The organism is Brasilonema sennae CENA114 (assembly GCF_006968745.1).
Lineage (GTDB): Bacteria > Cyanobacteriota > Cyanobacteriia > Cyanobacteriales > Nostocaceae > Brasilonema > Brasilonema sennae.
Genome location: NZ_CP030118.1, coordinates 4,294,046 through 4,308,104, shown reverse-complemented (window position 1 = coordinate 4,308,104; position 14,059 = coordinate 4,294,046). Strand labels below are relative to the sequence as shown.

Genomic DNA, 14,059 nt, shown 5'->3' with positions numbered 1-14,059 from the left:
TTATCTCCAAATCCTTAAATCTTTTTGTGTTTTTATTACTTTTCTGACTTTTTATGTCTGGAAATTGGCATTAACTATCTGATTTTTGATGGTGGGATTATGCATCGCTCTTAATCTTTCCCCGAAATCGGCAATCTGGCAAGTAAAACCTTAGCAATATCTTCTCCTGATACAGGATCTCACATACACCTAGGCTTAAATATCTATCAATAGGGGGAAAAGCATTTTTCCCCATTTAGTAATCATAGAAACTTAACTGAAAAAAGCTGGAATTGTCTAATTTCGTTTGAGTTCGCGGAAATATTTCTTGCTTTCTACAGTTAGGAGTATTTTTCTACTAGATTACATAAGACGAAACTTATCAAGTATTATGTCTGTTGGCAGTATTGACAATTACATTTTCGACCAAAGGATGTATATATTTAGAGTTGAGGAATCTTGGTTAAGATAGACAAACTGGTTCTAATGGTGCTCATTGTTATGTCGAAAGTTATAAAAGAATGACTACGGATAAATCCTAAAGATAGAATCAGGATTTTTTTTCCCAAGACTTAATTCGTGACTTATAACTATTTTTCTAAGTGCTTGAGTTATCTGGAGGATTTCAAAGAAAAAGACTTCTTAAGGACTAGGGATTTGGAACTGTTCTGGTAAAGAAAATATCTGTATTATTAGTTCACAAAGTATGTATATGAATGGTGTCAGCTTGTCCTCTTTGATAGTTGCCGAACCTGGTCAATCTTACCAGTCAGAAAAACTAGTGAATCGTTGGATTGAAGTACTAGTAGACTGTCCGGGAGGTTCAGGAGTTTATACATATCGCCTAAGCGATCATTTGGAAGTAAAACCAGGGGATATTTTAAGTGTCCCATTTGGTACACAAGTGTTAGGAGGAATCGCCATTCGTTTTGTAACACAAATTCCAGTAGATTTACCAATAGACAAAGTCCGTAATGTAGAAGATGTCGTCAGTGTAGGTTTTTTTGCCTCGAATTATTGGGAAGTTTTGAATCGAGTTGCATCATACTATTATACACCGCTAATTCAAGTCATACGTATCGCCTTACCACCTGGTTTGTTAGGGCGATCGCAGCGTCGCATTCGCCTCACAAAAAATGACAACAAAGAAACAAACCTCTCATCCCCTTCATCCTCCCTACCCTTCCTCTCCTCACCAGCACAGCAAATTCTCAAACTTTTACAAGCACAAGCAGATGGAGATTACAGTTTCGTCTACCTGCAACGCCAAGTCAAAGCTGCTTACCAAGGTGTACGCGAATTGCAGCGACGGGGAATGGTCGAAAGTTACTTAGAACCACCGCAACTAACTCGACCAAAGCAGCAAAAAGCAGTCACAATGATAGGTGCTACATTTGAACGTGACTTAACCATTCGCCAGCGAGAAGTTTTGGAAGTGCTGCGAAAGCGCGGAGGCGAGTTGTGGCAAAGTGAACTGTTACAAATTTGTAGTGCAAGTACCTCCATCCTTAAGACGTTAGAACAAAAGGGATATATCGTCATCCAAGAACGAGAAGTCTTGCGAACTGCTGCTGTGTTCCCTCCCCTTGGAGATGGTACACAAGGACAGACTCCCGCAATGGATGTGACCAAGATATTAACATCAGCTCAATCGGAAGCGTTAGGGGTCATTACCCATCTAGAAGGATGCGCTACAGTCTTGTTGCATGGTGTCACCGGTTCTGGGAAAACAGAAGTATATTTGCAAGCAATAAGCCCTCTACTAAAGAAAGGCAAGTCTGCCCTTGTCTTAGTACCAGAAATTGGACTCACACCTCAGTTGACTGATCGTTTCCGTGCTCGTTTCGGTAACAAAGTGAGCGTTTACCACAGCGCCCTTTCAGACGGTGAACGTTACGACACCTGGAGGCAAATGTTAACCGGAGAACCCCAAGTTGTCATCGGTACGCGCAGTGCAGTTTTTGCTCCTTTACCAAACTTGGGTTTAATCATATTAGACGAAGAACACGACAGCAGCTTTAAGCAAGATTCTCCCATCCCCACCTACCACGCCCGCACCGTTGCACAGTGGCGAGCAGAGTTAGAAAACTGTCCCCTGGTGCTGGGTTCAGCAACCCCCTCGCTGGAAACCTGGGTGAGTGTGGGGGAAGCTGAGTCCTATGCCCAAAGGGCACGCTACGCGAACGGACACGCTGCGCGAACGGGAGCAGGGGAGCAGGGGAGCAGGGGGAGAAATAACTTCCTCACTCCCTCCCACTCACTACCTCTCTCTTCCCGAACGCGTGTACTCCCGTCCTCTGCCTCCGGTGGAAGTTGTGGATATGCGGCAAGAATTGCAACAGGGAAATCGTTCTATATTTAGTCGTTCCTTGCAATCCGCTTTGGAGCAATTGCGAGAACGTCGTCAGCAAGGAATTTTATTTATTCATCGTCGGGGACATAGCACTTTTGTCTCTTGTCGCAGTTGTGGATATGTTTTGGAATGTCCAAACTGTGATGTGTCGCTGTCCTATCACCATATAGAAGAGAACGCGCCGCAAACACTGCGTTGTCACTATTGTAATTTTGCGCGATCGCATCCCCAAAGCTGTCCAGAATGCGGTTCTCCCTACCTAAAATTTTTCGGCAGTGGTACCCAACGAGTCGCACAGGAGTTAGCAAAACAGTTTCCCCAATTGCGCTTCATTCGTTTTGATAGCGATACCACCCGTACAAAAGGAGCACACCGTACTCTTCTGACACAGTTTGTTAACGGTGAAGCAGATTTGTTAGTCGGTACGCAAATGCTCACCAAGGGATTAGATTTGCCTCAAGTCACACTCGTGGGTGTTGTTGCTGCAGATGGACTGCTGCATTTATCAGATTATCGTTCCAGCGAACGAGCATTGCAAACCTTGACACAGGTTGCAGGACGTGCTGGTAGAGGAGATGAGCCAGGACGAGTGATTGTCCAAACTTACACTCCAGAACATCCTGTGATTGAAGCAGTACAAAATCACGATTATCAGTCTTTTATAGATGCCGAATTGGAACAACGGCAAGCACTCAATTATCCTCCCTATGGGAGATTGATTTTATTGCGCTTAAGCAGTCCTGATCCAATTCAGGTAGAGAACACAGCTGGGATCATAGCAGCAGCTTTGGCGACTCATGAAGGGTTAGACATTTTAGGACCAGCACCCGCTTCTATTTTACGGGTTGCCAATCGTTACCGCTGGCAAATATTGCTAAAATTTGCCCCCAGTGCCTTACCACAGTTGCCAGATTGGGAGGAAGTGCGTCAACTTTGTCCTAAAACTGTCAGTTTAACAATTGATGTTGACCCGTTAAATATGATTTAAGCAAGCCCTGGCTCTAAAGGAATCTTAAAAGCCCCCTTTTTAAGGGGAGGGGGTTGGGGGATCTCTTCTGCGTAAGCCCTAACATAGCAATCCCGTTTAATCTGTGAAATTCTATTTATTCAGATGAAGTGGGGAATCTTGATTGATTACCATATATTAAGAAAAAATAATAAAAACTAAATTAAAAGAACGTCAATTAATTTGATGCAGATCAAGTTGTCAAAACTGCCAAAAAAGAAGGATGATTTGGATTACGTCTGGAAAAATAAAAACCGTCAAAAAACGACTCCACGCTTGAAACAGTTATCAGTTATCAGTTATCAGTTACCAGTTATCAAGTACCACTCGTATCAGTTATCAGGTAGGAAACGGACTCGTCCACCCCTTGTTCACTGTTCACTGTTCACTGTCTCCCCACTGGGAAGCAAATTTTGACGGCAAAACAGAAAAACTAAGAGAGTACCTAGAGTTTTATGAATATCAGCAGTGCAAATACCGCAGTGCAAGTACTGGGTGAGAAATTACCTTTTCCACTCAAGCGCTTGGCTTCTTTGGCTTATAACTATTGGTGGAGTTGGACGAGCGATCGCATCGCGCTGTTCCAAACCATCGATCCTCAAGTATGGGAACGCTGCGGGCATAATCCTGTAGAAATGTTACACTCAGCGACATACGAACGTCTTACCCAGCTTGCTGAAGACCCGTATTATCTCAAGCAAATAGGGTCACTCGTGCGCGAGTTTGACGAATACATGAGCACAAAAGACACTTGGGTGAGTCGGGTTGCACCACAAATTACCCAAGAACATCCCATTGCTTACTTTTGTGCTGAATTTGGCATACATGAATCTTTGCCTGTCTACTCTGGTGGTTTAGGCATTCTTGCAGGTGACCACCTAAAATCAGCATCAGATTTGGGAGTCCCAATGGTTGGTGTCGGCTTGTTGTATCGCCAAGGTTACTTCCGACAACGGTTGAATCGCGGCGGTTGGCAAGAAGATTACTACGTTGACAACCCCTTCTCCCAAATGCCTATGGAGTTAATGAGAAATTGGCACGGGGAACCAATCACGATACAATTGCAAGTTCGCCAACGAATGGTGAGAGTGCAAATTTGGCGAGTGCAAGTGGGGCGAGTGAGTCTTTACTTATTGGATAGCGATCGCCAGGATAATGATCCCATAGACCGCTGGCTAACTGGACACCTGTACGGTGGTAACCAGGAAACTCGCATTGCCCAAGAAGTCGTCTTGGGAATTGGTGGTGTCAAAGCGTTAACAGCCTTGGGGATTCAACCTTCTGTCCATCACCTCAACGAAGGTCATGCTGCATTCTCCACTTTAGAAGTTGCACGCCAAGAAATTGAGCGCACTGGCAAATCCTTCTACGACATCGAAGCCGATGTGCGAAATCGTTGTGTGTTCACCACCCACACACCCGTTCCCGCAGGTCATGATGTCTTCTCACCTGACTTGATAGACTCCTTCTTTGCCCATTACTGGACTCAGCTACGCCTATCCCGCCAGCAATTCTTGGCATTAGGCGCACGCCGACTGGGCGACCCTTGGGAACCCTTTGGCATGACAGTTTTGGCACTACGGATGTGTCGTGCAGCCAATGGCGTCAGCGAATTGCACGGTCATGTTTCTCGTAAAATGTGGACAATTTTGTATCCACAACGTTCTGAAGACAAAGTCCCCATCGGTTACATTACTAATGGCGTCCATGCGCCCACTTGGACTGCTCCCTTAATGGCAGAGCTGTACGCTCAATACTTAGGCGAAGACTGGAAAACTCGTGTCATTGACCCGAAGACGTGGGAGAAAGTTGATAATATTCCAAATGAGGAACTCTGGTGGCGACACTTAGTCTTAAAAGAAAGACTGATTGCCTACACTCGATATAAAGTGAAAAAAGCACGGGAACAACGCGGTGAACAATACCAAATAATTCAAGCGGCAGAAACACTGCTTGATCCCAAAGTGCTGACTATCGGATTTGCCAGACGCTTTAGCCCATATAAGCGCGGTCATCTGCTTTTGCGTGACGCCGAACGGGCAATGAGAATTTTTGGCAATGCACAACGTCCTGTACAAATTATTTTTGCAGGTAAAGCTCACCCAGCTGATGAAGAAGGCAAACGGATTATCCAACGCTTAATGGAATGGTGTCAGCATTCCGCAATTCAGCATCGAGTTGCTTTTATTGAAGACTATGACATTTACGTTGGTCAAAAACTTGTCCAAGGTGTTGATGTTTGGTTAAACAACCCCCGTCGCCCCTTAGAAGCTTCTGGTACGAGTGGGCAAAAAGTCTGCTTTAATGGTGGAATTAATTGCAGCGTCCTCGATGGTTGGTGGTGCGAAGGATACAAAGCAGATGCAAATGGTCAAGGGATAAATGGGTGGGCAATTGGTGAGGATGCTCACACCAGTGATCAAGATTTACAAGATAGCATAGATGCACAATCCCTTTATAAGCTTTTGGAAGAGCAAATAGTCCCCTTGTACTACGACCAAGATGCTAACGGCACTCCTCACGGCTGGGTGCAAATGATGAAGGCATCAATCAAGACGAATGCACCATTGTTCAACACGGATAGGATGATTGCCGATTACGTTTCGCAGGTATACGTCCCAGAAATTGCCACTCGTGTTGGACCGATTTTAGCAAAGGTTCTAGTGTAAGGAATTTTAAGTTTCTTGGTTCAGCTTGTAGGCAGGTTTAAAACCTGCCTTTTTTTTTATTTTATTAATAGTAGAAACAAATTTTCCTATCTTGCTCATAATTGACGTTTTTCTTTAGATTTCCGACTTTTCAAAGAAGTCAGGAATCTTGTTATTCATGAATTGATTTAGTAGGATTGCTATATTTGGATAATAGATTTACTTGTCCTTCAAACAGTGAAAACTGGTAACTGATAACTGATAAATGACAGGCTAAGCCTGGTCTTGGTTCAATAATTCTTTAGTATCAGGAAAGCATCAAAAATGCCCGAACAGAAACTGCCTGACGGTCCTCAAACTCACCCTTTGGTACAGACGCTTCAATGGCTGACTAACCCCTTAGAATACATGGAAGCTTGTGCTCAACGCTATGGTGATCTCTTCACTCTCAGGATTGGTCCAGTTTTTAAGCCACAAGTATTTATAAGTAACCCCCAAGCGATTCAACAAATTTTTACCACTGATCCAAAATTATTGGACTCTGGTGAACCAGCAGGTATTCAATCATCTTTATTGGGGCGACAATCAATGCTGGCGCTAGAAGGTAAGCCTCATCAGCGACAACGAAAGCTGTTGACACCTCCTTTTCATGGGGAAAGGATGCTAGCTTATGGTAAGCTAATCCCCGATATTACCAAGCAAGTGACGAGTCAATGGCAGATTGGCGAACCCTTTTCTGTCCTACCTTCTATGCAAGCAATCTCCTTCCAAGTTATTTTGAAAGCTGTCTTTGGTCTAGAGGAAGGGGCACGTTACGAAAAGCTCAAAGAACTCCTGATTGCAATCCTGAATCCAAAGAGACCTTTGTTGAGAGCTGTCATGCTTCTTTTCCCATTACTCCAACGGGCTTTAGGTCCGTGGAGTCCTTGGAAAAACTTTATGCGCCAAAGACAGCAAATAGATGAACTCATCTACGCCGAGATTCGGGAACGCAAACAGCAACCAGACAATTCATCTCGGAGTGATATTCTGTCTTTGATGATATCGGCTCGCGATGAGCAAGGGCAGCCGATGACGGATGTAGAGTTACGCGATGAGTTGATGACGCTCTTGGTAGCGGGTCATGAAACCACTGCAAGTGCGTTATCTTGGGCATTATATTGGATGCACCATGTGAGCGAAGTGCGTGAGAAATTACTGCAAGAACTGGATAGTTTGGGTGAAAACCCAGATCCGAACGCTATTTTTCGTTTGCCCTATTTAAATGCTGTCTGTTATGAAACACTGCGCCTTTACCCAGTGGCGATGTTGGGATTAAAGCGATTGGTGAAATCACCCCTAGAAATCGGGGGCTATGAGTTTGAGCCTGGTACTCTGCTGATTCCCTCTATTTATCTAACTCATCATCGCGAAGATTTATATCCCAATTCCAAGCAGTTTAAACCAGAGCGTTTTCTGGAACGTCAATTTGCTCCTTCTGAGTATTTGCCGTTTGGTGGCGGTAACCGTCGCTGTATTGGTATGGCATTTGCCTTATTTGAGATGAAACTCGTTTTGGCAACAGTTTTGTCCCGCGTTCAGATGGAACTCGCTGATAGCAAGCTAGTGCAGCCAGAACGTAAGGGTTTTCTGTTAGGACCAAAAGGGGGTGTACGGATGGTGGTGACGGGGAGACGGTCTCAAAATGAGCGTGTTTTGGAGACTAGCTCTAGTTCAGTGTGAAGTATCCCACCGCATTGGTTGCGGGAATTTCGTGGAATCCGTTAAACTTCGAGCTATTTATGGATTAAATGATTATTTAGTATCAGGAAGTACCAAAAATGCCTACTCTTCAACTGCCTGACGGTCCTCAAACTCACCCTTTGATACAGACGCTTCAATGGCTGACTAACCCCTTAGAATACATGGAAGCTTGTACTCAACGCTATGGTGATATCTTCACTCTCAGGATTGGTCCAGTTTTTAAGCCACAAGTATTTATAAGTAACCCCCAAGCGATTCAACAGATTTTTACCACTGACCCAAAACTATTGGACTCGGGTGAACCAGCGGGTATTAAATCACCTTTATTGGGGCAGCAATCAATGCTGGCGCTAGAAGGCAAGCCTCACCGGCGACAACGAAAATTGTTGACACCCCCCTTTCATGGAGAAAGGATGTTAGCTTATGGTGAGCTAATCACCGATATTACTAAGCAAGTGACGAGTCAGTGGCAGGTCGGCGAACCCTTTTCTGTCCTACCGTCCATGCAAGCAATTTCCTTCCAAGTGATTTTAAAAGCAGTCTTTGGTCTCCAGGATAACCCCCGTTATGAAAAATTAAAGGAACTCCTCATAGAGAGGTTAAATCCGAGCAGACCTCTTTTGAGAGCAATCCTGCTTTTTTTGCCGTCACTGCAACGAGATTTAGGTCCTTGGAGTCCGTGGGGGCGCTTGATGCGGCAACAGCAGCAAATGGATGAACTCATCTACGCTGAAATTCGGGAACGCAAAGAGCAACTGGATACATCTCGGACTGATATCCTGTCTTTGATGATATCTGCTCGTGATGAACAAGGTCAGCCGATGACAGATGTAGAGTTGCGCGATGAGTTGATGACGCTCTTGTTCGCAGGTCACGAGACAACAGCAACTTCCTTAGCTTGGGCATTATATTGGATTCACCGTCTGCCAGAGGTGCATAAAAAACTGCTGCAAGAGTTGGATCGCTTAAGTGAAAATCCTGATACGAATGCTATTTTGCGATCACCTTATTTAAATGCAGTTTGTTCTGAAACACTACGTCTTTACCCAGTAGTTTCGACGGCATTAAATCGACTGGTGAAATCACCGCTAGACATCATGGGCTATCAGTTAGAGCCTGGTACTCTGCTGATTCCATCTATTTATCTAACCCATCATCGCGAAGATTTATATCCCAATCCAAAGCAGTTTAAACCTGAGCGTTTTCTGGAACATCAATTTGCTCCTTCTGAGTATTTACCCTTCGGTGGCGGTAACCGTCGCTGTATTGGTATGGCATTTGCCTTATTTGAGATGAAACTGGTTTTGGCGACAGTTTTGTCGCGCGTTCAGATGGAACTCGCTGATAGCAAACCAGTGCAGCCAGTACGTAAGGGACTTCTGTCAGGACCAGAAGGGGGTGTGCGGATGGTGGTAACGGGGAGGCGCTCTCAAAATGAGCGTATTTTGGAGACTACTTCTAGTTCAGTTTGAAGATTGATAGTTTGGGCTGGGATGGCTCAAGCAGAGACAAGCGCATCCATAGAATCAGTGAAAATTTGATATTTTAAGGAGACGGCAAATAGCGATGAAATTTTCTAATTTAGTAGACTTGCTGCACTATCGCTCGCAAAATCAGCCTGACCAAAAAACTTATACTTTTCTCCAAGATGGTGAAACAATAAGCAGCAGTCTGACTTATCAGGAATTAGAACTACAAGCACGGGCGATCGCCGCCTATCTTCAGTCCATAAATGCTACAGGCGAACGAGTGTTGTTACTGTACCCACCTGGTCTGGAATTCATTGCCGGTTTCTTTGGGTGTTTGTATGCTGGGGCGATCGCTATTCCCGCGTATCCACCCCGCCCCAATCAGTCACTTTCCAGACTCGAAGCGATCGCCACAGATGCGGAAGTAAAAGTAGCTTTCACAACTTCTTCTCTATTAGTATATTTAGAAAGCCGCTTTGACGAAAATCCAGAATTGGCAAGAAGGATGCATTTGTTAGCTACTGATAATATTGCCAGTGACCTGGGAGCAGACTGGCAAAAACCGACACTCAGCAGCGATACCCTGGCTTTTCTCCAATACACTTCTGGATCTACGGGGACACCGAAGGGGGTGATGATCGCTCATAGCAATTTGATGCACAATTTGGCTATGAGCCATAAGTCAGGAGAGTTGACCTCCAATAGCCGGACGGTGACTTGGTTGCCATTCGGTCACAATACAGGGTTAATCGTTGGAGTTATACAGCCTGTTTACAGTGATTTCCCAGTTACGATCATGTCGCCACTGGACTTCCTACAAAAGCCTTTGCGCTGGCTAATGGCGATTTCCCGTTACAAAGCGACTCAAAGCCTTGCCCCCAATTTTGCTTATGACATGGCTTGTTTCCAGACAACTGCCGAACAACGGGCAATGCTTGACTTGAGCAGTTGGGAATTGGCTGTTAGCGGTGCTGAACCAGTTCGTGCAGAAACTATTGAGCGGTTTGTCGCCACCTTTACTCAGTGTGGCTTTCGCCGAGAGGCATTTAATCCCGGCTACGGTATGGCTGAGAGCGTTGTCGGTATTTCTTTGGGTTTAAAAAAACAGCCAGCTGTAATCCAAAACATTGAGAAGGCAGCATTTGAGCAAAACCGAGTTGTCGTAGCGGTTGGTGAAAGCGAAAGTACCCAAAAAATCGTGGGTTGTGGTCGCACTTGGTTGGACCAGAAAATCCTGATCGTTAACCCTGAATCCTTAATCCAATGTCCACCCGAAGAAGTGGGAGAGATTTGGGTGTCAAGTCCGAGTGTTGCTCAAGGTTACTGGAATCGACCTGACGCAACCAAGGAAACCTTTCACGGTTACTTAGCAGATACCAATGAAGGACCATTTTTGCGTACTGGCGATTTGGGATTTTTGCTTGATAAAGAGTTGTTTGTTACGGGTCGTCTTAAAGACCTAATCATTATTCGGGGTCGTAACCATTATCCTCAAGATATTGAGTTTACCGTAGAAAAAAGCCATCCCGCACTCCAACCTAGCTGTAGTGCAGCATTTTCAGTGGAAGTGGAGAGTGAGGAGCGATTAGTTATTGCTTGTGAAGTTAAACAGACTTATCTAGAAAAGCTGAATGTGGATCAGGTAGTTGCAGCCATCCGTCAAGCGGTGTCGCAGCAGCATGATTTACAAGTTTATGCTGTCCTGCTGCTAAATACAGGGAGTATTCCAAAGACTGGCAGTAATAAGATTCAGCGCCATGCTTGTCGGGTGGGGTTTTTGGATGGTAGCTTGGATGTGGTGGCTAGCAGCATCCACAAAGAATTTAATGTTATCGAAAGACAAGTCTTCCCAGAGCGAAAAGCGCTGTTGGACACTTCACCAGAAAAGCGTCAGGGGTTGCTGAAATCTCATCTTCAGAATCTGATCTCGAAGATTCTGACAGTAGATCCATCCCAGTTAGACTGGCAGCAGCCTTTAACCAGTATGGGACTCGACTCACTCATGGTGATTGAACTGACAAATCTTCTCGAACAGAGCCTAGGATGCTCCCTTGGTTCAACGGTGATATTTGACTATCCAACTGTGGAAGCGCTTGTTGATTATCTGGTAAAAAAAGTGCTTTCCTCAGAGCCTTCCGAAAGCTCTCAGGCAGAATTACCTCAAGATGATAAGCCAGAAGCTTTGTCTTATTCTGCTTTAGTGGCGATTCAGTCGGGCGGTTCAAAACCTCCTTTCTTCTGCGTGCCTGGGAGTGTAGGAACTACATTCTATTTGCATACTTTAGCACTTCACCTCGGTCAAGACCAACCTTTTTACGGTCTGCAAGCACTTGGACTTGATGATGAAGCACAGCCTTACACAAAAATTGAGGAAATAGCTGCTCACTACATCGAAGCATTACAAAGCATTCAGCCGCAGGGACCATACTTTCTCGGAGGTCATTCCTTCGGTGGTAAGGTGGCGTTCGAGATATCTCAGCAGTTGCTTTCATCTGGGCATCAGGTAGCTTTACTTGCAGTTTTAGACATCCCAGCACCACTTCCCAATCAGCCGATACGTGTTGATTGGGATGATATTCAATGCATGGTTGAGCTTGCCAGTTTATTTGGACGCCTGCTAGGAAAAAAACTGGAGGTATCGTACAATGACCTCGCTCTCCTTGCTCCAGACGAGCAAGTGAATTATGTAGTGGAGCAGTTGAAAATAGTTAATGTGCTGCCTTCTGAGGCAGGGACAAAACAAGTGCGTGGCTTAGTGAAAGTTCTCAAGGCTAACCTTCAAGCTATGGCTAATTATATGCCACAGGAGGTCTATCCGACTCGAATTGCTTTCTTCCGAGCCAACGAGGTTCATCCTTGGGATGCTGCTACTTGGCTTTCTGATGAGGTTCTTAGAGATTCGACTTTCGGCTGGAGCCAGCTTTCTATCGAAGCAGTGGACATCCATTTCGTTCCGGGCGACCATGTAACGATGATGGTTGAACCCCACGTCCAGATTCTAGCCGAACGGCTAAGAGTCAGTCTCGAAAGGGCACAGGCTCATGTGCTTGCAAATGAAGTTCCTGCTTCCTAGTAATCCGACAATAAAAGTTTTAGGGACTGGATGAGGATATTCGTATATATCCAGCCCCACATTCTTATATTCTGCCCAACCTACTTAAGTGTTAAAAACTTATCCAAAGCTGTTATCATACTAGGAGACGCTCGGCGAATATTTGCCACCCACGGCGATCGCCTCTTGCCATTTTCTCAAACCAGCAGAGGGTGTGCGGATGGTAGTGGGGATGCGTCCTCAAAATCAGCGCATACTCCACACTAGCTCTAGTTGAGTGCTAAATTGAACTGCCAACAGGCTGACTAGGTTGCTCTTGACGCACGCGCCTGCCCGTTATCATCATCTTGAACCCAGCCGCAGGGGCGAGAAAGAAACCTCGGCGCTGTGGTTTCACTGGTTGGCTATCAGTCAGCGCTAATTGATAATTTGATACGATTGTCGCCACTACCAGTTTCATTTCAAACATAGCCAATGCCGCACCAACACAGCGACGATTGCTTCCACCAAAAACAAAAAACTCAAATGGAGAGTATTGCCGCTTTAAAAATCGTTCCGGTTTAAACTGTTTTGGTTCTGGATAAAGATCCTCTCGTTGGTGAGTCAGATAAATACAAGGAAGCAGTACGGTATCAGTATCAAAGTGATAGTCTCCCAGCTTTAAAGGAGCTTTCAAAATCCGGGGCCAAGTCAAGAATAATGGCGGATAAATACGCAGTGTTTCTTGACACACAGCAGTCAGATATGGCAGACGAACAATGTCTGTGGGGTCTGGATCTGCACCAAGGCTATTGAGTTCTTGCAGTAGCTTGTCCCGTACCTGGGGCTGATAGTGAATCCAGTATAAAGCCCAGCATAAAGAACTGGCTGTTGTTTCGTGACCAGCTAACAGCAGAGTTATGAGTTCATCGTGCAACTCTTCATCTGTCATCTGCTGATCCTGCTCATCGCGAGCTGAAATCATTAAGGAGAGGATGTCACTGCGTTCAAGGTCGTTTTGTCTACGCCTGTCTTGAATTTCGGCGTAGAGTAGCCGATCAATTTGCTGCTGGCGACGCCGAAAGCTTCCCCACGGACTCCAAGCCCCTAAATCCTTTTGCAAGAACTTAAAGAACAGCATAGACGCCCGCAAAGGAGAGACTGTCATATCCATCATTTCTGCTAGCAGTTGTCTGAGTTCCTCATAACGCGGTCCTTCATTGAGACCAAAAACAGCTTGCAAGATGACGCGCAAACTAATTTCTTGCATGGATTTCCGGACAGAAAAGGGCTTGCCTATTGTCCACTGACTGCTGACTTGTTTGGCGAGGGTGCAAATCAAATCGCCATATGCTTGCATCCGTTCACCATGAAAAGGGGGGGTTAAAAGGCGTCGCCGACGCTGGTGGCTAGATCCATCCAACAAAAGTATAGAGTGTTCTCCTACGACGACTTTTCCCAGCCCATTCCCTCGACCAGAGTCAAACAGTTTAGGATCAGCGGTGAAAATTTCTTGAATTGCTTGCGGATTACTGATGAACACCGCTTTGGGGTAAAGATTTCCCCAACGGGCGGTGAAGAAATCTCCGTAGCGTTGGAAAGACGTTTCCATATAACCTAAAGGGTCAGCAATCCACTGTAATAGCTGCAACCAAGGCGGAGTTTTTGGTCCATCAGGTAATTTGATCATAAATGCCCCTACTTCAATGTCAAAAACTTATCGCTGTTACCATACTAGAAGGCGATCGCCGAAAATTTGCCACCCAATCGATATCAATTTCTCTTAAGATACAAAGGTACATTTCGGTAAAGCTGAAATTGTTTATTCCA

Annotated in this window: 5 protein-coding genes and 1 pseudogene; 5 read left to right on the top strand and 1 reads right to left on the bottom strand. The window is 45.2% G+C overall.

Annotated features, from left to right (window positions below; all coding sequences use genetic code 11):
• Positions 1 to 685: 685 nt before the first annotated feature.
• The 5 genes and pseudogenes from priA to DP114_RS18325 all read left to right on the top strand — a co-directional run bounded on the left by priA (position 686) and on the right by DP114_RS18325 (position 12,271).
• Positions 686 to 3,320: pseudogene (gene priA / locus DP114_RS18345) on the top strand (primosomal protein N').
• A gap of 473 nt (positions 3,321 to 3,793) precedes the next feature.
• A complete protein-coding gene (glgP, locus tag DP114_RS18340) occupies positions 3,794 to 6,007 on the top strand; it encodes an alpha-glucan family phosphorylase (RefSeq protein ID WP_171976772.1) in 2,214 nt (737 codons plus the stop codon).
• A gap of 303 nt (positions 6,008 to 6,310) precedes the next feature.
• Positions 6,311 to 7,708, top strand: a complete 1,398-nt coding sequence (locus DP114_RS18335) for a cytochrome P450 (RefSeq protein WP_171976771.1) — start codon at positions 6,311 to 6,313, stop codon at positions 7,706 to 7,708.
• A 98-nt stretch (positions 7,709 to 7,806) separates the two neighbouring features.
• Positions 7,807 to 9,201, top strand: coding sequence for a cytochrome P450 (locus tag DP114_RS18330; RefSeq protein WP_171976770.1), 1,395 nt, complete (start codon positions 7,807 to 7,809; stop codon positions 9,199 to 9,201).
• A gap of 94 nt (positions 9,202 to 9,295) precedes the next feature.
• A complete protein-coding gene (locus tag DP114_RS18325) occupies positions 9,296 to 12,271 on the top strand; it encodes an AMP-binding protein (protein WP_171976769.1) in 2,976 nt (991 codons plus the stop codon).
• Between the two features lie 259 nt (positions 12,272 to 12,530).
• Here the strand turns inward: DP114_RS18325 and DP114_RS18320 are convergent, their stop codons facing one another.
• The gene (locus DP114_RS18320; RefSeq protein WP_370469288.1) at positions 12,531 to 13,916 is read right to left on the bottom strand and encodes a cytochrome P450; all 1,386 of its coding nucleotides are present in this window, start codon (positions 13,914 to 13,916) and stop codon (positions 12,531 to 12,533) included.
• Between the last annotated feature and the right edge of the window lie 143 nt (positions 13,917 to 14,059).